The following is a 22,158-nucleotide window of genomic DNA, read 5'->3' as shown; positions in this document are numbered from 1 at the left end:
TTCGACCTCCCATGTCCACGCGATCCGCGTCTGACGGAATCCGAGACTCGATCGGCTCTCGACGATCGCGAGTTCGCCGCTATTTTCTGAATTAACGTTAGTGCTGGAGATTCCCGAACCGGGGAGAGAATCAACGGTAGAGTAGGTACAGTATCGAGACGCGCGCGAATTTTATGAATCATGACAAAACGGGATTGACCTTGAGCGCCGAACAGATCGAGAGCTTTGATCGGGATGGCTTTCTAGTTCTCGAACGGTTTCTCGATCGGGAACTGGTGGAGCGCCTGGCCGGTCGATTCGATCCCCTATTCTCGGGAGAGTTCGATACGGGTATCTATCCGGACGAGTGGTACTGGCGAACGGGGATGAGTCTGTCGGACGTGACCCGTCACATGGGCAACGTTTGGAAAAGCGATCGGACGATCGCCGGTGTTGTCCTATCGGCGGAGATCGCCCGGATCGTGGCGACTCTGGCGGGTTGGTCGGGGGCCCGGATGGGACAGGATACCCTCTGGATGAAGCCGCCGAAGGGCAAGGAAATCGCGTTCCATCAGGACGCGACCTACGTCAGCTATCTCGATCCGCCGCTATCGATGACCTGCTGGTTAACGCTAGATGACACCCGCGCCGACGGGGGAACGATCGAGTACGTTCGCGGTTCCCATCGCTGGCCGCTGGTGGAGAGACCGGGGGATTTTCACGCGCCGGAGCGATGGTACCGATACGCGATGGAAGAGGCGGCGAGCGCTCTGGGAATCACCGATCTCGATATCGTGGCGATCGAGGTTCCCGCGGGGAGCGCGGTCATCCATCACGGTTATCTCTGGCACGGTTCCGGCCCCAACCGACGCTCCGACACGATCCGCCGTAGTTTGGGGGTGCATCTCCTGCCCGATAACGCCCGATTTCAACCGACGGGGGCGAGTTACATTTTCGGCAGATACAAACGGGTCGGCGATACGATGATGGACGAGAACTTTTTCCCGATTCTCTGGACGGCGGAGGGGTATCGATCGCCCTTCCTCGCGGATTATTGCCCCGACGCGTTGACGAGACCGCTCGTAACCCGCGCGTGATTCCGTCGCTTTCCCGAGCGGGTGTTGCTGAACGGGAGTATGATACCCGAAAGGTGTGAAACGAGAAAACCCGATCGCCCGAGAGATCGGATCGGGCGCGAAAAACGAAATTCATACCGCGGATAAGCGACGCTGAAAATATTTTGTGTTTTCAGGATTTTAACCGCGGGATCTAGTGCTGTGTCAAGCTAATTTTGACGGGGAACGGGGAACGGGGAACGGGGAACGGGGAACGGGGAACGGGGAACGGGGAACGGGGAACGGGAAATGTTTGTGACAGTGAGATCTTCCTCCGCTCTTCCTGTTCTCCCCGCCTGTCTCAACCCGTCAATTTAAGATAGACAGACCACTAGAAGTCTCACGAATAAAAATTCGGCTCGGGAAATTTTTCGTTTACTATCCAATTTCCCAGATCGCGAATTTTATAATCGACGGGATCGTGGAGGGTGAAAGTACGAAGATTCCGCCAGTAGCGATCGAACCCGTAGGCACTCGCCGTCGCCCTCGCCCCCATCAACTCGAAGATCCGATTGGCGACCTCTAAACCGGTTTTCGTCGCCGCTACCTTCGCGGTCGCGATTGCCACGGCACAGCGACCTCGCTTTTCTTCGCTCAGATCCCACCGGTCTTCCCACGCGTCCTGTAGAATTTCCGTCGCGCGATCGACCAGACAACCGACCGCCTCTAAATCGACCCACAGACTGCCGTAGTGATGCAGGATATAAGGATCTTCCGTCGCGCGATCGACCCCGGAAGTTAACCAAGGCCGGGTTTGTTCCCGCGTGTACCGTCGCGCGGCCTCGAAAGCCCCGAGCGCGATCCCCAAATATATATGCGCTAGATTCAACTGCCCCAAACAGGCGCGAAAAGTCGCGAAAGGCGGCGCGGGAAACCCTCGCGAACCGAAAAACTCCTTCGGGTAAACCTTTACGTTATGAAAAGAAACACTGCCGCTATCGGTTTGCCGCTGACCCATATTATCCCAATCGGCGTGTAATTCTACCCCCTCGCGACCGGTGGGAACCACGAAAACCGAGATTTTACCCGTCTCCCGATCGATCGCCGTGACCGGTAATATATCCGAATCCCACGAGCCGGAACAGAAGCTTTTCTTTCCTTCCAATCGGAAAATCTCCCCCTCGGGCGCGATCGTCGTCCGCCGATCCAAGGGGTTCAACGCGTTAGCCCAAAACCAATTCTGTCGCGCCGTTTCCCGATAAAAATACTCCTTCTGTTCGTCCGTCCCGAAAAGATGGGGAACGATTACCCCGAGATGATGGTAGGAAAAAATATGGGCGATCGAACTATCCACCTTCGCGAACTCCCGAACGATCCCGAATAGGGTGATCCAACTTTCCCCTATCCCCCCGTATTCTTCCGGGATAATTAATTTTAAAAGGCCGCTCTCGCGGATACGATCGCGCGCCGGTTTCGGGGTTCCGCCCCGGCGATCCCGTTCGACGGCATCGACGACGAATTCCGCCGCCAGAGAAGCGCCTAACGCTAAATAATCTTCCGTAGATTGAATATCGGATACCCGCATAATCTCGATCGAATCTTAACTGAATTGTACGATCCGCTCGAACTTTTCCCGTTGCCCGCGGGAATACGATCGCTCGGTTTCGGTAACGGGAGCGCTCCGCTCGACGATCTCGATGCCGCGCTCTTGTAATTCGCTCGCGTTTCGAGAATTGTCCGTTAGTAAATGAATCTTCCGTACTCCCAGATCTTGAAAGATTCCCGCCGCTAACCGCGCCGTCCCCCCATTTAACTCCTGTAAAGAGTGAGTTCCGTGATGATTTACGAAACTTTTCGGTTCCCCCGATTTGAGATAAACCAGAATCCCCTGTCCTTCGGCTTCGATGAACCGTAGAGCCTTATGCAATTTCTGAAGACAATCGCACTCGATCGAACCGAGAACATCCCCGGCGAAACACTCGGAATGAATTCCGACCGCGGGAATCCGATCGCCGAACCCGGCCGGATCGCCCTTAACGATCGCCGTTACTTCCGAACCGTCGAGGAGATCGCGGTACGCGTAGATCTCGAACTCGCCGAATTCCGTGGGTAGACGGGCGATCGCTTCCCGGCGAACCGAGAGTTCCACCCGCTCGCGGTAGCGGATCAGATCGGCGATTCGGATAATCGGTAGATCGTGATCGCTCGCGTAGACGAACAACTCCGGTAAACGCGCCATCGAACCGTCAAGGTTCTGGATCTCGCAGATGACCCCGGCCGGGTAGAGGCCGGCTAGACGGGCGAGATCCACCGCGGCCTCGGTGTGGCCGGCGCGCTCGAAAACCCCGCCCGCGCGAGATCGGAGCGGGAAAATATGACCTGGACGGCAGAGATCGTCGGGGGTAGTCGCGGGATCGATCGCCACTTGAACGGTACGGGCCCGATCGCTCGCGGAGATCCCGGTGGTGATCCCGTAACGCGGTGTTGCATCGATGCTAACGGTAAACGCGGTCTGAAAGAGAGCGCCTTTTCCTTCCACCATGAGCGGTACTCGCAATTCGTCCAAGCGATCGCCGGTCATGGCCAAACAGATTAATCCTCGGGCCCGCGTGGCCATAAAGTTAATCATCGTCGGCGTGGCGAACTCGGCGGCACAGACTAAACTCCCCTTGCTCTCCCGGTTTTCATCGTCCACGACGACCGCGGCCCGCCCCGATCGCAGGGCGGCGAGGGCGAGATCGATCGGGTCGAATCGGGGTTCGATCGAATTCGGTTGATGACCGATAACGCTTCGGGAAAAAGAGGGAAGGGAAAGTGTAGGCTCGATCATGCAAGAAGCGGTTAAAAAAATATTCTAACGAAAGGACTATTGACTTTCTGCCACGTTTGTGACTAAACCAACGCGGGAGAAGCCGATTTTTCCGCGCTCGCCGATCGGTGTAGATTGACCGCGGCGATGAGATCCCTTACCGCCCCCCGGACTCTTTCCTCGATTTCCCCGTCGGGCTGGAGTTCGCCGCCCGGTTTGAATGGCAATTGTTTATCGACCGCGTAAACACCGCCGAGGATATGGCGCGCCTTCAGTTCCGAGAGAACGGGTTTGAGCGCGTAATCGATCGCCAGTAGATGGGCGATCGTGCCTCCCGTGGCGATCGGCAGTACCACTTTGCCCTCGAACGCCCGTTGGGGAAGTAAATCTAAGAAAGCTTTCAACAGTCCCGTATAGGCGGCTTTATAGATCGGGGTCGCGACGATAACCCCGTCGGCCTGTTCTAGCAGGGCTTTAATCGGTTCCAAATCCGGACTATCGTAGCGTCCGTGAATTAGCTCTTCCGGGGAAAAGTCGCGAACGGCGATCGTATCGGTGTGAAACCCTTCTTTTTCTAGTAATCCGTTCACGTATTGAACTAATCCGTAGGTTCTGGAAGGATCGGTCGGATTGCCGGCGATCGAGAGAATATTGGCCATGGTAATCTCCTGGATGGGTTGTAGGGTTTTGACGGGCGCGGGTGTTTAGAGCCACGGATGGCGGGGCGGATTCGCGCCGTTGAGGAAATAATTGCCGATCGCGTAGTATTTCCAGCGAACCGGGTCGTGGAGGGTGTGGGCGCGGGCGTTGCGCCAGTGGCGATCGTAGTTGAATTCCTGTAGGGTCGATTTCGTGCCGGCCAGTTCAAAGAGTTTATTCGTCGCCAGTAGGGAGGCTTCCGTGGCGATCGCTTTGGCCTCGGCGACGGCGATCGAGGATTCCACCACTTTCGCCTCTTCTAAACCCGATTCGTAGGCCGCGTCGATAAACTCCCCGGCGCGTCGCAGGAGCGCTTCGGACGCGTGAATTTGCAGGATCACGTTACCCAGATTGTAGAGGGTTAGGGGATCTTCGTAGCCGTGTTCTAGGTCGCTGTCCACCCAAGGACGGGTATGGTTACGGACGAAATAGAGGGTATCCCGTAGGGCGGCCTTGGCGATACCCACGTCCACCGCCGCTTGAATAATCTGCGCGACCGCGCCCATCGGGGTCGCCCGCTCGAACGCGAGATAGTGGGGGATGACGTATTCCGGTTTCACCTTGACGTTTTCGAGAATCGTCGTACCGCTCGCGGTGGTACGCTGACCGAAACTCGTCCAATCATCGAGCAGGGTCAAGCCTTCCGCGTCCCGTTCGACAAAAGCGACGATCGTTTTCCCCTCCTCGTTCGCGGCGATCGTCGGAATCCAATGGGCGAGAAGCGCGCCGGCGGAATAATACTTGCGTCCGTTAAGAACGTAACCGTCGCCCGATCGCGTTAAAGCCGTCCGCACGTCCGTGACCGATTTCGTGCCGATCTCCGAGAAAGCGTTACCGAAGCGTTTGCCCTGCAATACCAGATCGAAGAAAAATCGCTTCTGTTCCTCCGTGCCGTCGAGTCGGATCGCTTCCACCATATAAAGATGATTCTGGGGAATCTGTCCCAAACTCGAATCCGCCTCGGAAATAATCGCGATCACTTCCGCTAGGGTGGCGTAGGACACGCCCGCGCCGCCGTATTCTTTGGGAACGATAATTCCCCACAGCCCGCTTTGGGAGAATTTCTTGACTTCTTCCACCGGTAAACGGCGCTCGCGATCGCGGAGGGAATCTTCTTTCGCGAATTCGATCGCCAGTTCCTTGGCAATAGCGATCGCTTCCTGATCGTCTTGAATTACCCGCGCTCTCGGTTCCGTTTCCACATTTACTAACGTAGTCATAATTTCCGCTCCTTGAGATTGAATCAATGAATAGGTAGACCGTCAGAAGTGGATGAACGAAAGCGAGAGTTTTACAGATTCCGCCTCCTGACTCCTGACTCCTGACTCCTGACTCTCCGTCACACTAAAGCCAATTCCTCGACAACGGAACGACGGGAAGGCAGTTCGCGCACCAAGGGAATCACCTCGCGACCGAAGGCCGGTAGATCGTCGCTGTAGTGGAGGAAACCGCCGAGAATCAGATCGACCCCCGCGGCGTGAAATTGCTGGATTTTTTCCGCCACCTGTTCTTTTGTACCGATCAGGCCGGAGCGGAAACCGTCGTTGTACTGCACCAGATCTTCAAAATTGGAATTCGCCCACATTCCCACCTTTTCGCTAGTGGCCGCGCCCGCCTGTTTCACCGCCTCGCCGAATCCCTCGACGGCTTCCCGGTCGGCTTTGGCGATAATCTCCCGTAGTACCTCGTGGGCTTCTTTCTCGGTGTCGCGGACGAGGATAAACGCGTTGAGGCCGAATTTAACCTGGCGACCTGACTGACGGGCCAGCGCGGAAACTTCCTCGATCTGTTCGCGGACTCCCTCGATCGTGTTGCCGTTCATGAAATACCAATCCGATACCCTACCGGCCATCTGTCGGGCCGCTTTAGAGTTACCCCCTTGGAAAATTTCGGGGTGGGGTCGATCGTTCACGGGTCGGGGTTTGACCCAACCGCCGTTGATACGGTAGAAATCGCCTTTAAAATGAAACTCGTCCTCCGTCCATAATCCCTTGAGAACGCGGATAAATTCCTCGGAGCGACGGTAGCGCTCGTCGTGATCGAGCCAAGGTTCGCCGTAGATGGTGAACTCGCCTTTAAACCAGCCACTGACGATATTGAGCGCGAAACGACCGTTAGAAATGACATCGATCGTCGAACCGATTTTAGCTACGACTCCCGGATGCCACAAACCGGGATGGACGGCGGCGATTAGGGTAATTTTTCGAGTGACGGGCGCTAACGCGGCGACGGTAGCGAGCGCTTCTAGTTGATACTCCGCGCCGTAGCTGGCGATAAATCGGGCCTGCGCTAACGCGTAGTCAAATCCTACCTCTTCGGCGGTTTGCGCCAACCACGCGTTGTAATCGTATGTCCAGTCGGTGTTCTGCGGGATTTTACTAACCACTAACCCGCCACTGACATTCGGAACCCAGTACGCGAACTTGATATCTACCATAAACGGTGACTCCTTACCGCAAAAGACTGTATATCCCGACGACCGCCACTCCCGACCCGAAACAGGCCGCGGCTATTTTCAAAAAAACTAAAAGCCGAGCGGAATACAGTTGTTTGTTTTCAGTGTAGCGATCGACGATCGCCGCCGTAGTGTTTCGCTATACTCGAATCCCGTTTTTCTCTACCGTTTTAGACCGGGCTATTTCCGATCGCGCGGTAAACCGGGTAGGGTGAAGGCACAGGGAATCGGAACATTCCGAAATTTAAGATAGTGGAAACCGTTCACGCTCGATCGCCGAGCCGGGGAAGTCGGAGACGCTCGCTATCAACTCGATCGGGGGATAATACCAAATCCGCTTTTAAAAAATTTATGACTTTCCCGCTATAGCGGGATTCCAGACCCCTGGATAACTATACCGTGGTAACAGGATTTGGTATAACTCTCTTGTGTCAAATCGGGTAGAATAGAATTAGAAAAAAAGTCCCAAAGCTAGACACGGACAATGGTCGCGCCTCGCCCCGCCCGAATTACCCTCCCTTCTATAGACAGCTACTGTGAATTGTATCGAGACCTATTCGTAGATGTACGAGCTTACGAGAGCTTCAAATATCTTCATGTCGGACTAATTAGTAATCTAAAAAGAAAGACTTTGCCGGCGATAGCGGAAGTGGTCGGATTAGACAACGCTCAAGGATTGCATCATTTTGTCAGTCAATCCCCGTGGTCAGCGGAGGAACTAAAAAAAAGAAGATTAAGCCTAATTTTAAAAATCCTAGAAAGCCGAGAGATTCAAGTAATAATTGACGAAACAGGAGATGTAAAAAAAGGAAATAAAACGGATTATGTCAAGAGGCAATACATTGGAAATGTCGGCAAAGTTGAAAATGGAATCGTCTCGGTAAACGCGTATGGCTACGTGGACGGAATTGTCTTTCCGTTGATTTTTCAAGTTTATAAACCTAGAGAGAGGTTGAAAGAGGGAGACCAGTACGAGACGAAACCGGAGATCGGAGCAAAGCTGGTTAAAGAGTTGATAAAAATGGGTTTTAAAATCAAGAGAGTATTAGCGGACAGTCTTTACGGTGAGAGCGGGAGCAATTTTTTGAGAGTATTGGACGAATTAAACATAGAGTACGCGGTGGGAATCCTCAGTAATCATGGGGTGTGGCTACCGAAGGAGCAAAAAGTGAGAGTGAATAAATGGAGAGAATTCCCACATATTCGATGGGATGGAAAAGAGGAGAAGAGATATATTCGAGAGATCATTTATGGAAAAAGAAGAACGGTACAATATTGGGAAATAACAACCGATAAAGAAAACGTTCCCTCCTCCTCGACCTGGTTAGTGATGACCAAAATCCCCGGTGTAAAATACCGAGAGGTGGGTGGGATGTATAAAATTAGAGCTTGGGAAGAAAAGGGGTTCCGAAACAGAAAAGATGAGTTAGGTTCGTCGGATTTCCGCTTCACGGATTACGCGGAGATAGAAAAGTGGTGGGAATTGGTTATGTCCGCCTATTTGCTAGTGTGTCTTCACAACGAATCGTTCAATCCTTCCGTGGTTCCCGTGTCGGAACCTTTCTCGGAACATTCTCGATGGGACGAGGGAAAAGGTTGGAAAAATGGATTAAATAACCTTCAATTAATTTTCCAGCCATTCATTTGTTTTAATCTAATTTTAAGATGGCTAAAAGTATTTCCAATCCCTCAACTTTCTCTAGGATTGCCTAGACTTATTGACAAAATAAATGACTTTAAACCTTTGCAATATCTACTCCATTTTTGGAATGACTTTTACTGTTCCTCTGACTAGAGTGACAGAAGAGAGATAATCCCTAGCCGAACGGGGAGGTATCCTGTTTCCGCCAGGCATATTGATCGACGGGAAACCTTTTTCCTAAGGTAGACCTTCCGAGCGAAAATTCTGGCGGGAACTGGAGAAATGTCAGAAATGTTGAATCCCGTGGCAATGTAGGATTAGGAAAATTTCCCTCCCGCCGTATCTACTGGAAATCCCCCGTGAATTAATCCGTCCGAACTGGCTTGAATCCCGACCCGTATCAAAAGGATGTGGAAGCCGTCTCGTCGGGGAATAAAGATAATCGAATTGGTTTGAGTTCTTTAACGCGGATCGACTCTTCTATTGAAAGTTTGTAGTGTTCGCTCGTATCCGATCGGGGATACAGAGATCGAGCACCCCCCGAATCCCCGCGTCAGAAAGCCTCGCCGACGATCAATTCGAGATAATCGGGGAACTGTAGCGCGATCTCCCGCTTGACCCGTTCCGATAAGGCCGCGCTCACCCATTCCCGCGGGGTTGGCAACTCCTGGAACCACCCGACCGCGACATCGAGAACCTGTTCAAGACTCTCGGCGGTATCCTCCACCGCGTCCGTCAGCGATCGCAGGAGCATGAGAATATTCGCCCGATGTTCTTTTGGGAAGGACTCGATCGGGATCGAGGATATCACCGGATTCGGAGCGATGCCCGTGAAGGTTTCCGAGAGACGATTCCCGTTATCTGTAGAGGGTTCGAGCGTATTGTCGGGGAAATCGGAATAACGAGCGGGAGCATCACAACGGGAGCCATTATTTATATAGATTGGACTCTGTTGTGATGGAAGCGTTCGGTTCTCGCTCTCTTTTCCGTTGTTTCCGGAAGATTCATCCCCGGACAGTTCCCCCGTATCCGAATGTTGGGCGATCGCCAGGTCAAGTTCACTCGTACCGTGGAGGAGCGGCGCGGAGCGAACGGGAGCATCACAACGCGCGCCATTATTTATACAGATCGGGTTCCGTTGTGATGGACGCGCTCGGCTAACGGCTTCCTCGGCTTCACCGACCCCCGCGTCTTCGGGGCCCGATTCCGTCGCGAGATCTTCCTCGAAACTCTCTTCGTTCACAAACCGCGAATCTTCGGTCGTTGCGCGAGTGCCGACCTCCTCCCACTTGCCACTCAACGAGTTCAACACCGCCAATCGATCGGGGTCTTCGAGTAAACGGCGATCGAGTCGGTAGAATCGACGACCCCCGTTAACCTGCCGCGATTGCATTAGATGAAGATTCAAGCGATCGAGTAAATGATTGACGAACTGGCAGGGCTTGGTTTTATCCGTCACCCTCAACCCGAAGGCCAGCCAGAGATCGCGTCGGTACTCGCAGGCGTACTTCAGGATCTTCGCCATTTCCTCGCCGTCGTTCGCGTACTCCCGATCGGGGTCGTCGAGGTCGATCAACTCGAACAGCCGTAAGTTTTTAATCACCCGCGCCTGTAGCGAGTAGGTACGGATGTCGGCGAGGAGTACCGCCCCGTCGATGAACCGGTGTAGGTGATTCAACCACTCCCGTCGATCGATCACCCTCGTCTTATTCGGATTCTGGCAGTACCAGAAGAATTTGACCGCGTTGAGCCAGCGCCGCCGATCTTTCGTCACCACCTTGTAAACGAACTCGCTCGTTAGTTCTACGCCGGGGAGTTCCGCTTTTAATAAAGCTCTGGTGATCTGGTGTTGTTGGGCTTCCGTTCGATCGGGCTTCTGCTTCAAGCTCAGGGCGTAGTCTAGGGGGATGTCTCTCGCCGCCGCTATCGCTTCCGCTTCTTCCAAGGGAATCTGTTTTTTGATCTCGGCTACCCGCGCCCCGTCGTCGGTGATGTCGCGGTCGTCGCGGTCGAGAATCCGATGACCCTCCTCGATCAACTGGCGGCGCAGTTCGCGGGCGAGGTTGGCCAGCCCGTAGTTCTTGCGGGCGACGATCGAGCAGTAGAGATCGAGGTGGGGGTTATCCCAGGACTTCGTTTTCTCGTTCCAGAGCGCGTCATAAACCTCGCGGAGCCGGCGATCGTCGGCCTCCTCTCCAGCCATCGCTTTGGCCACGTCGATGAGGATGCTACTCTCGTGATGGAAGCCCCACAATCGGGATTTGATCTCTTCCGGGATGAACGAGCGATTTCCGTCTAGCTGACCGTGGGCGTTACACCAGACGACACGGGGGACGTTGACCCGGATACGACTCAGCATCTGGCGGCACTGGCTCGGTTCAATAACTCCGTGGAAGAAACCGTAAACCTCGTCGAACCATTCCACATCGATCGATACCCCCGCTCCCATCGAGGGCGTGTAGATGAGAACGTCGGGAGCGATTTCCAGTAGTTTCTCGTTGGGGTTCTCGACAAACGCGCTCACTTCCTCGGTCTCGGTCGTGCCGCTATCGACCCGTAGAATCTTCAGGGTCGGGAAGCGCTCTTTAATCAAGCGTTCTAGAGCGATCGCCGCCTCGCGAGAATCACTGGCGATCGCGATCCGCGGTTGCCGCGTGATGGAACTCCCCGGACAGATCGGCACGGGGGTAGCGAGGGTCGCCATTAACTCGGCGATGGTCACGTCTTTTTTGCCGGTGTGGTAAGTGATTTGAAATTTCGTCTCCTCGCCGATGTAATCGTTGACGATCAGATCGACACGCGCGGACGGGACGAGCTTTTTGAAATAATCGATCGATGGCGCGCTCAGGTCGGCATCGGAGAAGAGAATACTTCCCCCACCCGAAACGCACTCGCGGAGTTTGATCTCCAGCATTCTCAGGAGCAGGGCGCGTTTCTCCTTGCAGGTGACGCTCGTCAGAAGATGGTTCAGAGAGGCTTCCACCTCGTCGAAAACGACCAGCGTGTTACTCCAATCCCGTCGCATCAACTTCCAGAGGCTATCCCAACAGATGCCGAGGGTTTCCAAGTTTTCGAGGAGGGTTTGGCGATCGATCCCGTCGATCTCTAGATCGCCGCTCCACTCCATCGACCACTTGAGACTTTGCTCCCGTCCGAGAGCGCGGCGCGGGGTCGGGGCGATCACTTTCTGGCCCTTCTCCCGCGCCTTCTCGATAATTTTCTTGATCTGAACGCTTTTACCGCATCCCTTGGGGGCTTTGATCCCGATTAAATTCCCGGACGGTAGCGCGTCGGTCAGTTCGGTCAGGTCGGGGAGATAACGGCTGTTGAAACGGGCGATCGGTTCGTGGGGGTGTAGGCCGCGTAATTTTTCCTGTACCGCCTCGACCTCTAACTCTCGCTCCGTTTTTTTCACCAACGCGTCGAATTCCACGCGAGAGAGGAGACGGATGGACTTTACGGTCTCGTTGTCGATCTCGTCGATGTCGCCGTCTTCCTTCTCTACCTGTCCCCACCACGCCACCCTGACCTCGTGACCGAGTTCTTCAAGCACCTGAAAAGTGTTCTCGTAAGTGGCGAGGATATTCGGATTTTTCAGGCAACCGGCATCGGCGAAAAGGATCGGTTGAACGGTAACGTTTTCTCCATTTTCGCCCACGTTTTCCGCGGATTTCGCCTCGATCGCCTTTAAATACGTCTCCAGTGTTTTCGGGCTGGTGGCGTGATGTCCCCCGGACGCGCCGATCGCGTGGATTCCCAATCGGGTAGCGGTCAGGTGCGGTTTAAAGGCGATCCCTTCCGTCAGGGCGATCGGTACGACCTTTTTTGTCCCGTCCCCGTTCAGATCCTTGAGCCGGCGTTTGATAACCGAGTGGGGGTCTCCGGCGGGCGCGTGGAAGGATAAAGGCAGTTCCCCGTTCTTGAGGTGAACCGATGGCCCGTTTTCTCCCCGATTCTTCTCCGCGGAAGCCCAGAGGTATCGGGGCAGGTCGCCGGGGTCGTTGAACCGGATCTGCCAGGCGACGAATTCGCCTTTCTCGTTGGCGATCGGACAGAGGATACCGGGCGCGGGAATATAGAGACTCTTACCCCCGCGGATTACCCCGGCGAGGCGGTCATCGACCCGGAATCGGAGCGGTTGGTATCGATCGACCGTTCGGTACATTCCCGCGTCGATCTCCGCGTCGTTCAGTCCCCGTTTCCGTAACGTCTCCCGGTGCGACGGACTCAGGGTTAATTGTCCTAGAATCTCCCGTATCGTTTGATCGCGGTCTCGATCGGGAAGAAGGCGATCGAGTCTAACCCGCTCCAGTTCGCTCCGTCTTTCTCGTTCCTCTTCCCGTTCCCGTCGTTTCTCTTCCGTCCACGCTGACACGTTGGCTTTGTCCGCCCACATCCCGAAACCGAGATTGTCGTAACCGCGGAAGAGAAAGTTTCGCGGTTCGGTGGTGATGTCGCGGCAGTGATAAAGCCCCGTTTTCGGGTTCTGGCGGCAGTCCTTCCGCGCGCCCTCGCAGACCGGGCAATCTCCGCGGAAAAATCTTTTCCATCTCATCGCGCCACCTCCAGTTCGATCGGGGTGCTAGAAGTAGGCGCGGAAAACGTAATAGATACGGCGAGCGCTCCGTCTTTTAAGAAAGACGAGCCTGCCGAAAGGTCGAGATCGACCCTCGTTAACAACATATTTGTTCCTCCTGTGAGGTGGGGAGGAACTTCTCGAACCTAACTCTCTATCACCGGAACTTGACTATACGGGCGAAAACGCCTTTTTACAGGCCGTCGGGATTTTGCTAGTGTGGAATTGCATTTAATGATAGGCGATAGGGCTTCTCGGAGACCGATGAAGACGTACCGCTTCCTAGCAAGGGGTCAGGTATGGGGATTCGAGATTTTAATTGTTCGGGAAGTCCCTTCGTTTTTCTTGCGATTGTTCGCTCGATCGAGCGGCGGCATCCTATTGGTCGCGCTTCGGTCATCCCTACGAACGCGACTCGCTCTAAGTCGCCGTTAGGCGTTAAAGCGACGTAGCCGCCGATTTTCCACGATTAATTCCCCGCGCTCCCAATACAATCCCAATACGCGGCGATAATGCGGTGGCATATTCGGGAAATATCGGGTAGCGCCCCAATTCCGAATCGTTTGACTGTGAAGATCCAATACTCGGCTCAGGAGTCCGATACAGCGTTTTCGATAGTCGGGATCGATCTCGACCTCCAAGATCGTCGCCTCCGGTAGTCCGGTCAGTCCGTACATTCTCCGGCAAAACTCCCGCGCGGTTAACTCTCGTGGGGGAATGGTCGCGATATGCTTGACATCGATGCAGGCCGGGTCGGGGATACTCATCTCTAGCGGTGACGCGTCCCCCACACCCGGCGCGAGTGTTTCCTGGAGAGCGGGAATCATGCCGTCGGGTAGAGAGCGGGAATCCTTGTCGGCGTTACGGGGGGCCGTTCCGTTAACTGTTGTTACCATGATGATTGTCCTGCGGATGTTTTGAGTGCGATCGCCGGTGTGTCGATCGAGGATTCTGTCATTGAGTCGGTTCTGGGTTAGGTTCCTAAATCCCTTACCCTTCACCTAACGATGAATTGTACCCGATTTTTCCGTTTTTGAACGAACGGGCGCGACCCGCTCGGTTTTTTTAATAAAACTTTACCGTACCAAAAACGTACTCTTCAGTTTTTGCGGGGATCTTTCTTACCGAGATATTTGTTTTTCAATCGTCCCTCTTCCCACCAGCGGAGATAGTAATACGGTCCGAAAGTCTTTCCGTCTTTGGGAATATATTTTTCCTCGATGTACGCGCCATCTAATATTTCTAAAGGAGTATTGACATCGATCTCCCCATTCTTTATCTTGGAAACCAGTATCTGTTTTTCCTCTTCACGTTTTCGAGCCGCCTCGATCCGCTCGTTTAATCGATCGGGAAGTTCTTCCCGGAGTCGCTCTAGATCTTCGAGATCGAGAGATTCCAGTAAGTTTTCGATGAGCTTGCCTTTTTGCCCGGAAGGAAGTTCCTTGATCACCCTCTGGAGCGTGTTCAGCCGAACTTTTCGGGAACTTGTCCCGATCGATTCCGGTCGTTTTAGAGCTTCTTCAATTAACGGTTTCAGTTCGAGAATATTGATGGGTTTCGTTAAAAATAAGAGAACGTCTTCCCGGATCGCGTTCTGATAGTTTTCCACGTCCCCGTAAGCGGAAACGATCAACGTTTTCAGGGAGATCCCCCGGTCTCGTAACGCCCCGATCAAGCCGAATCCATCGAGCCGGGCCGCGGGCATTTTCAGATCGGTGATCAGTAACTCGATTTCATGATTCCGATCCGCCTCGATCGCCTCTAGAGCTTCCTCGCCGCTATGGACGAAAATAATCTCGTACTCTCCCGATCGGATCTCTTGACGGAAACGCTGTAGGATCGCTCGTTCAAAATCTAATTCATCGTCCACGAATAATAATTTGACGGGCATGAATCGGGTCCGCGAAAGTGCCACGGACAAACTAACTTCCTATTTATTCTACTGATGACCGCTCCCGCGGTAGATGACGAAATTTTATCAGTGTAACGTTATTATAACAACGCCGGACATTTACGTTAAACGTTTAACGTACAGGTGGTAAAATACGCGAATATCGATCGACGTAATGTTTAGAGTGACTATCGTGCGCGTTTACGTTGATATCGGTAAATTTTGGCCGGTCGAACTATCGGTGAATGCCGCCTACGAGCAACTGTTGATCCGGGGGGCGAAAGTGGATCGACGCACGCTATCGGCCGCGAGGAGCGGGACTTTAGCCCGTAGTGAATACCTGACCTTACTGAGACTACGGGACTGGGTTCGAGACTTGACCGGAAATAGCGAGCTAACGATCGATGACCTATTAAGAGTGGAAGACGATTAAACGTTGAGCTATCATTCAAATATCGGAGAGATTCGGGAAAAGTTAGCGATAACCTATCGATCGCTTTGGATTCCCGTAGTATTTTTGATTTATGGTCAAGCTAACCCGGTTTTCGCGAGAGCGAGCGGTTATCTGGAGAGGTTTTCGGATCGATCGGGGGTTTCCGTCCCGACCGCCCCAGTTGAGGCATCTCCCGTTTCCCCGTCACCGGTGCTGAAAAAAGTCGAGGTACTCGGTAGTACGCTTCTCTCGGAAGACGATATCGCCCGAATTATCTCTCCTTACGTCGGAAAAGAGATTTCGTCCGATACGATCGAGGAAATCACCCGCGCGATCGCGAGTTTCTATCACGAGCGGGGTTATCGGACTTCCGACGCTTACCCTCCCCCGCAGGATCTTTCCGGGGGAACCCTTAAAATTCAAGTGATCGAGGGAAAATTAGAAGCTATCAACATCGAGGGATTGACCCATCTGCGCGAGGGCTATGTACGGGATCGGTTGATGGCCGGGGGGAATTTTCCGCTTAATATCGAACGGTTGGAGGAAAAATTGCAATTACTGCGATCAGATCCTTTATTCGCTCGGGTAAATGCCGAATTATCGCGGGGAACCAGCCCGGATTCTAGCGTTTTAAACGTCCAGATCGAGGAAGCACCCCATTTCTCCGCCGGTCTTCAGGTAGATAATTACGAGTATCCTAGCGTCGGCGAGTATCGGGGAACCCTAGAAATCGCCCACGGAAATCTTTTGGGTTTCGGGGATCGTCTGGCGGCGGATTACGGTCTCGCGGAAGGATTAGACCGGTTCGATATCGCCTACACGCTCCCGATCGACGCGAGAGACGGGAAATTAAGCGTCGCCTATCAAAACGGGGAGAGTCAGGTAATCGAGGATTTCTTGCGGGATGTGGGCATTCGATCGCGCGCCAATACCCTATCGTTCGGTTTCCGCCAGCCTCTGATCCAACGTCCGACCGAGGAACTCGCCCTATCTCTCTCGCTCGATTTGCGGGAAAGTCGAACCTTCCTGCTCGATAAGATCCCTTTCTCGTTTACCCCCGGGCCGGACAACGGGCGATCGAGAGTGACCGCCTTGCGATTGACGGGGGAATGGATCGAGCGTTCCTCGCGACGGGTTGTACTGGCCAACTCGCAGTTTAGTGTCGGCCTGCCCCTGTTCGACGCGACAACCAACGACATCGGGATTGACGGGACATTTTTTTCGTGGCTAGGACAATTCCAGTGGTGGGAGAAATTGGATGACCGGGTAATGGTAATCGGTCGTCTCGCGACCCAACTCACCCCGGACGCGTTGTTACCGATCGAGCAGTTCGATATCGGCGGGATCGATACCGTCCGGGGCTATCCGAAAGGTTTTCGGGTCGGCGATAGCGGCCTCGTAGCTTCCGTCGAGACCCGTTTTACCCTGCTCGATGACGCGGGATGGGGGAGCGTCGCGCTATCTCCCTTTGTCGATCTCGGTACGGTTTGGAATAACCGTCTCCCGATCGCCTCTCCGAATACTTTAGCCAGTACGGGTTTAGAGCTACGCTGGGAGATCGAGAATCTCGCCGTTCGATTGGATTACGGTATTCCCCTGATCCGGGACGGGAGTTCGGATCATTCTCTACAGGGCGAGGGATTTTCCTTCTCCGTCCGGTGGGAACGAAAAATTTAACGTTCGTTTCCGGGCTTTTCGGGCTTACAGAGCGGGAGGTCTAGTAAAGCCCCGTTTTGCGAGGTCACTCCCGCCACGAGCAACGTCCGCCCGTCGGCAGTACGGATCAGCTTTCCGGCCGGAACGATCGGATCGCCGGATCTCCACGGGGGAACGGAAACGATCAATCCGGTTCGATCGGACGGAACCGGGGGACGGGAGGACGATGGGGACGCGTCCACGCGGGGGGCGCTCAACGCGTCCCGTTCATCGATCGCCGTTCCTGGTGAGATCGGTACGCCGCCGGTTCCGGTGAACGTGAAAGTTCCCCCCCGTCGTCCGCCATCGAGCAAACAACTTCCCGCGAGCGCCTCTTGCGCGGGAACGAATACCGCTTCAGTGATGGCCGGTGCCGTCCCGATATCGGTTTCGGGAGTCGCGATGGCCACGGTTCCATCGATCCCCAATCGCGAACTCGCCGAGATCGCGCTATCGGGCGAGGAGAAAACCCCTCTGGCTAGAATCCGAATATTCCCGCCCCGTCCCGCGAAAGCGTCCGCCAAAATATCGCTGTTTTCTAAAAGGATGAGCGTGTTCGTCCGGAGAGAAATATTCCCGCCATTCCCCGCGCCTCCCGCCGTGGCCGTGATGTCACTACCGCGTCGGAGTTGAATCCGATCGGCCGACAGCGCGAGATCTCCCCCGTTGCCGGATCGCGTCGAGGCGGTAATACTGCCCGAATTATTTAATTCGATCGAGCGCGCCGAGATCTGGAGCGTCCCGGCATCCCCCGTGCCGTCATTCCGCACGCTCAGGGAACCCCCGTCGGACACGATCAGGCGTCGGGTATCGAGCCAGACGTTTCCCGATGTGCCGGTGGGCGATTCCGTGAGCCTCAGACCCGCCCGAATGACCGGATCGATCTCGTTAGCGGACGAGACAATTAGACTCGGCGTGATCGAACCCGGAACCCTCCCGCTAACCCGAACCGATTCGCCCGCGGTAATCCGGAGATTTCCCGCGTTACCCGATGCGAGGGTAGAGGTATCGACCCGACCCCCATCCAGGACGCTCAGACGAGTGGTGGTGATGGTGAGATTGCCCCCCTGTCCGGAACCTTGCGAGATCGAGGAAATCAAGCTAGGGATCAGGCTGTTGGGGTTGAAACCGGAAACCTCGATCGAATCGCTCGCGTGAATGGTTATATCCCCACCCGGCCCGCGACCGAAAACGCTAGAGTTCAGTAGTCCCCCCTCCCGTACCACTAGATCGCGGGCGGATAATTCCACGGAGCCAGCTTTTCCAGACCCGGCGGTGGCGGTAGCGACGATACCACTGAGGGGAAAGGTGGGATCGGCAGGAGAGATTCCGAGAATTTGAACGGAATCGGCGGTCACGATCTTCAGATCTCCGCCGGCACCGGAACCGAAAGTAGAAAGATAGATGCGTCCCGAATCTTCGACCACTAATTTCTCGGCTCGAATATTAACATCGGCTCCCTTGCCGCTATCGAGAGCCTGACTGACGATACCTCGCGTCGGCCGCACGAAACCAGCGAAAAGGGGGGTCGATGCGGTTGTTCCCGTGATAGTTAGGTTATTAGAGGCGTTTACCTCGATCGTTCCCGAGGGAAGCGGGCCGCGATTCTCGATAAAGAGGAGCGAGGCATCCGTTACCCCGATATTTCTGCCGAAGACGGAGATATTTCCTCCCCCCGCGCCACTGGCGTTCAGAAAAGATTGTCGGGCGAGGGTAATATCTCGAAAATCGTTGATTTTCCCGTATTCGATGCGGAAATTCTCCGGGGTGGTGGAAGCGATCGAGACCAATCCGGAACCGACGCTACCGATCTCGATCCGTCCCGATGGGGCGTTAACGATACCGCCGTCTAGCTCGATCGTTCCACCGATCAGGGCGAGCGTTCGATCGGGCGCGACGCTTAATCCCGGTGGAAACTGTCCTCCGAGCGGGATATTCGGGCGGCGGGTATCGCCGGGGCTGATGATATTATGCCCCGTTCCCTCGACTCGAATCGCGCCCGTAGTATTCGTGAATCCTAGACCGATCGGGACGCTAACGGTTAAGACGGGAGTGGTATCGGGGTCGCGAGCGCTGAAAATGGTTCCATCCGCCAGACGAAGAGAACTAGCGGTGGTCGCGAGGAAAGAGCCATTGAGATCCAAACTCGCTTTCGGGCCGAAAAGAATACCGTTCGGGTTGAGAAAAAACAGGTTCGCGTTTCCCGACACACCTAGCCTGCCGAAAATTCGCGAGGGATTACCTCCCGTCACCCGATTGAGAATGTTGGTAACGCCGCTCGGATTGGCGAAATAAACTCCTTTCCCCTCGTTAATGTTAAATTCTTGAAAACTATGGAATAAATTCGCCCCCCGTCGCGCGCCCCCCTCGATCAGAACGCTCGGAATGCCGCGAATATCTCGATCGGGGCGAACGATCGAACTCTCGTTTTTTAGCGTGGCATCGGGGATCACTTGAGCGATCGCCGGGGTGAGACTCCCGATCGCGATGTTTAGTCCGAAAAGAATTCTCGCGATAGATGACATACGAAACTTGGTAAAGATGGTTACTGTTCCCGATATACTACAGCAAAGTTCGGGGAATAGATAATTAGCTTTCCAGCCGAACTTTAGGTGGCAAACTCATCATCGATCCGCATCAAATGATTCAATTAGCAGAAGCGATCGGGGGAAATCTCGGCTATCCTTTCGTCGGGGAAGCTCTCGAACTTTTCCAAGCTCAAGAGCTTTTCTACTGGAAGCGTTTTCAACGTTTCGGCAATATTTTTAAGACCCGAATACTCGGGAAAGATATCGTCTGCCTAGTCGGGTGTTCCGCCAATCAATTCGTTCTCAAGGACGGGGCGGGTAACTTTTCCTCGAAAATAGGGTGGTCATTATTAGAACCCCTGTTAGGTGAGGGGATTCTCTTACAGGACGGCGAGCGGCACCGGAGAAGTCGAAAGCTTATGTATCCTTCCTTTCACGAGAAGATATTGCCGAATTATCTAGAGATTATTCAAACTTCCGCCGAAAAATGTATTGACAATTGGAAAACGAGAAGTCCGGTTTTTCTAGCCGATGAATCCCGCTCGTTAACTTTACAGATCGCTTGTCGTTTGTTATTGGGAGTATCTTCCGAGGGAAAAGTGATCGAACTCGCTCGGTATTTCTCGGAATTGATAGCGGGGATTCGGACGGTCGTTCGCTGGAATGTCCCGTTCACCCAATTCGGCCGTGCGGTAAAAGCCCGGAATAATATCGAGAGATTTTTACGCTCTGTTATCGAGGAACGTAGAAAAAATCCGGATAGCGATACCGGTTCGGATGTGCTGGGAACGTTACTGAGCGCGACGGATGAATCGGGCGATCGACTCGACGATAACGAGATAATCGTTCAAGCCTTACAATTACTATTCGGCGCTCATGAAACGACGGCTAAACTGTTATGCTGGTCTTTATTCGAGTTAAGCGATCGCCTGGAGTGGAGAGAGAAAATCGGTGAAGAAGGGGCGCGAGTTGCCGGGGAGGAAAAAATCTCCTTTGAGGCTATCCGGGGATTAACACGGCTCGATCGCCTCCTGAAAGAAGTCGAACGTTTATATCCGCCCGTTTACAGCATTCCTCGCGGTGTTATCCGAGAGGTGGAGTACGGTGGCTATCGGATTCCCGCGGGATGGTACGTCGTTCTTTCCCCCTTATTAACACACCGTTCGAGCGAACTTTATACCGATCCGCATCGTTTCGATCCCGATCGCTTCGCCCCACCTCGGGAGGAAGATAAACAACATCCTTTCGCTCTCATCGGTTTCGGTGGCGGAGTCCATCACTGTCTCGGCCACGAATTAGCGAGGATGGAAATTAAAGTAATTTTGACGGTTCTCTCGCGCCGTTACCGTTGGCGGGTTACAGCCGATCTCCCGCGGGGCGAGACGGTTTTTCCAACGAATTCGATCGAGCGGAAAATGCGTTTACGGCTCGAAGAAACGTGAGTCAGAATACGATCGGGGACGCGGGAAAATTATTATTCGATGACCTTTCCCCTTTCCCCTTTCCCCATTACAAACCAGGGCTATTTCATTCTGTCCGGTAAACTAGGTAGGATAAACTGAGAAGCCAATCGAACCTATGTCTGAAATAGCTATCTTGCAAGCCTTCGAGGGTCTGCCCGATCTCCGACGCGCCCAAGGAAGAAGACATTCCGTTTCCTTGTGTCTAGCGTTATTTACCCTGGCCGTAGCGGCGGGAAATCAAGGATTTCAGGCCATCGGGGACTGGTTGCAAGAACATCGACCCGAACTCACCGAACAGTTCGGGGTCAAAAGGCTACCCTCGTATAGTTCGATTCGACGGGTACTACTCGGTATCGATTATCGGGATTACGCCGCAAGAGGGGTCCGAATTTTTCGGGGTCAAGCCAGGGTCAGGAGAGACGGTCAGCCTAGACGGTAAGACTCTAAGAGGTTCTTATATGGTACAAGATAATAACCCGACCAGCGCACCGCACCCGGCGATTATTCTGGTAACGGCATCTGTGGTGGAAAGGGGAATCATTTTACCGCCCCGCGCGGTAGTACCCAATAGTAACGAGATCACGGTTTTACCCGAACTGATTAAAGATCTAGCCCTTCGAGGAGTGGTCTTCGCTTTTGACGCGATGAACACGCAAAAAAAACGCTGACCACGATCGTGGGAACGGGAAATCATTATCTAGCGGCGGTCAAAGCTAATCAACCGACACTTTACGAGGGAATCGGGCCAAGTTTCGTCCCGGTCGAGACATTTACCGCGGTCAACAAGGGACACGGACGAAGAGAAAAACGGACGGTGAGCATTTGCGGTTTCCAGACAGAACGATTTCCCGATTGGCCGGAGGCCAAGACAATTATCTTGGTAGAGAGAACCCGAACTCTCCGAAACTGGGTGGAGTTCGAGACAGTTTAGTA

General features: G+C 54.0%; 16 protein-coding genes and 1 pseudogene. 8 read left to right on the top strand and 9 right to left on the bottom strand.

Annotated elements, in window-relative coordinates; all coding sequences use genetic code 11:
• The first annotated feature begins 173 nt into the window (after window positions 1-173).
• Entirely contained in the window at window positions 174-1,076 is a 903-nt protein-coding gene (locus V0288_RS11485) for a phytanoyl-CoA dioxygenase family protein (protein ID WP_332865236.1), read from the top strand.
• 358 nt (window positions 1,077-1,434) lie between these two features.
• Here the strand turns inward: V0288_RS11485 and V0288_RS11480 are convergent, their stop codons facing one another.
• The 5 genes and pseudogenes from V0288_RS11480 to sfnG form a co-directional block, all read right to left on the bottom strand.
• Complete coding sequence (locus V0288_RS11480; protein WP_332865235.1) at window positions 1,435-2,619, bottom strand: acyl-CoA dehydrogenase family protein; 1,185 nt, start codon at window positions 2,617-2,619, stop codon at window positions 1,435-1,437.
• Window positions 2,620-2,715: 96 nt separating this feature from the next.
• Window positions 2,716-3,798, bottom strand: a pseudogene (gene ribB, locus V0288_RS11475) (3,4-dihydroxy-2-butanone-4-phosphate synthase); the annotation flags it as partial.
• Window positions 3,799-3,926: 128 nt separating this feature from the next.
• Complete coding sequence (gene ssuE / locus V0288_RS11470) at window positions 3,927-4,502, bottom strand: NADPH-dependent FMN reductase (protein WP_332865234.1); 576 nt, start codon at window positions 4,500-4,502, stop codon at window positions 3,927-3,929.
• A gap of 45 nt (window positions 4,503-4,547) precedes the next feature.
• Window positions 4,548-5,762, bottom strand: coding sequence for an SfnB family sulfur acquisition oxidoreductase (locus V0288_RS11465; protein WP_332865233.1), 1,215 nt, complete (start codon window positions 5,760-5,762; stop codon window positions 4,548-4,550).
• Window positions 5,763-5,881: 119 nt separating this feature from the next.
• Complete coding sequence (gene sfnG, locus V0288_RS11460) at window positions 5,882-6,979, bottom strand: dimethylsulfone monooxygenase SfnG (protein WP_332865232.1); 1,098 nt, start codon at window positions 6,977-6,979, stop codon at window positions 5,882-5,884.
• Between the two features lie 502 nt (window positions 6,980-7,481).
• Here sfnG and V0288_RS11455 point away from each other — a divergent pair.
• A complete protein-coding gene (locus V0288_RS11455; protein WP_332865231.1) occupies window positions 7,482-8,792 on the top strand; it encodes an IS701 family transposase in 1,311 nt (436 codons plus the stop codon).
• Window positions 8,793-9,192: 400 nt separating this feature from the next.
• Here the strand turns inward: V0288_RS11455 and V0288_RS11450 are convergent, their stop codons facing one another.
• The 3 genes from V0288_RS11450 to V0288_RS11440 form a co-directional block, all read right to left on the bottom strand.
• The gene (locus V0288_RS11450) at window positions 9,193-13,194 is read right to left on the bottom strand and encodes a plasmid replication protein, CyRepA1 family (RefSeq protein WP_332865230.1); all 4,002 of its coding nucleotides are present in this window, start codon (window positions 13,192-13,194) and stop codon (window positions 9,193-9,195) included.
• Window positions 13,195-13,646: 452 nt separating this feature from the next.
• Window positions 13,647-14,111, bottom strand: coding sequence for a hypothetical protein (locus V0288_RS11445; RefSeq protein ID WP_332865229.1), 465 nt, complete (start codon window positions 14,109-14,111; stop codon window positions 13,647-13,649).
• 203 nt (window positions 14,112-14,314) lie between these two features.
• Window positions 14,315-15,106 carry a DUF6788 family protein gene (locus V0288_RS11440; protein WP_332865228.1) on the bottom strand — a complete coding sequence of 264 codons (792 nt, stop codon included), beginning with the start codon at window positions 15,104-15,106 and terminating at the stop codon, window positions 14,315-14,317.
• Between the two features lie 175 nt (window positions 15,107-15,281).
• On the opposite strand from V0288_RS11440, the gene V0288_RS11435 reads away from it, so the two are divergent.
• Window positions 15,282-15,539, top strand: a complete 258-nt coding sequence (locus V0288_RS11435) for a hypothetical protein (protein ID WP_332865227.1) — start codon at window positions 15,282-15,284, stop codon at window positions 15,537-15,539.
• 3 nt (window positions 15,540-15,542) lie between these two features.
• Window positions 15,543-17,216: a ShlB/FhaC/HecB family hemolysin secretion/activation protein gene (locus V0288_RS11430; RefSeq protein ID WP_332865226.1), complete on the top strand. Its 1,674-nt coding sequence runs from the start codon at window positions 15,543-15,545 to the stop codon at window positions 17,214-17,216.
• On the opposite strand, the gene V0288_RS11425 is transcribed toward V0288_RS11430, so the two are convergent.
• A complete protein-coding gene (locus V0288_RS11425; RefSeq protein ID WP_332865225.1) occupies window positions 17,213-19,759 on the bottom strand; it encodes a two-partner secretion domain-containing protein in 2,547 nt (848 codons plus the stop codon). The two genes, V0288_RS11430 and V0288_RS11425, sit on opposite strands and share 4 nt — an antisense overlap.
• Window positions 19,760-19,875: 116 nt before the next feature.
• Between V0288_RS11425 and V0288_RS11420 the strand changes: the two genes are divergently transcribed.
• From V0288_RS11420 to V0288_RS11405, 4 genes are all read left to right on the top strand, one after another.
• Window positions 19,876-21,204, top strand: a complete 1,329-nt coding sequence (locus V0288_RS11420) for a cytochrome P450 (RefSeq protein ID WP_332865224.1) — start codon at window positions 19,876-19,878, stop codon at window positions 21,202-21,204.
• Between the two features lie 136 nt (window positions 21,205-21,340).
• A complete protein-coding gene (locus V0288_RS11415; protein ID WP_332865223.1) occupies window positions 21,341-21,664 on the top strand; it encodes a transposase family protein in 324 nt (107 codons plus the stop codon).
• 19 nt (window positions 21,665-21,683) lie between these two features.
• Window positions 21,684-21,893, top strand: coding sequence for a hypothetical protein (locus V0288_RS11410; RefSeq protein ID WP_332865222.1), 210 nt, complete (start codon window positions 21,684-21,686; stop codon window positions 21,891-21,893).
• An 8-nt stretch (window positions 21,894-21,901) separates the two neighbouring features.
• Entirely contained in the window at window positions 21,902-22,156 is a 255-nt protein-coding gene (locus tag V0288_RS11405; protein WP_332865221.1) for a hypothetical protein, read from the top strand.
• Window positions 22,157-22,158 lie beyond the last annotated feature (2 nt).

This window comes from Pannus brasiliensis CCIBt3594 (assembly GCF_036688125.1).
GTDB lineage: Bacteria > Cyanobacteriota > Cyanobacteriia > Cyanobacteriales > Microcystaceae > Pannus > Pannus brasiliensis.
Note: the sequence above shows the minus strand (reverse complement) of the source record. Positions and strands in the feature narration are given on the sequence as shown.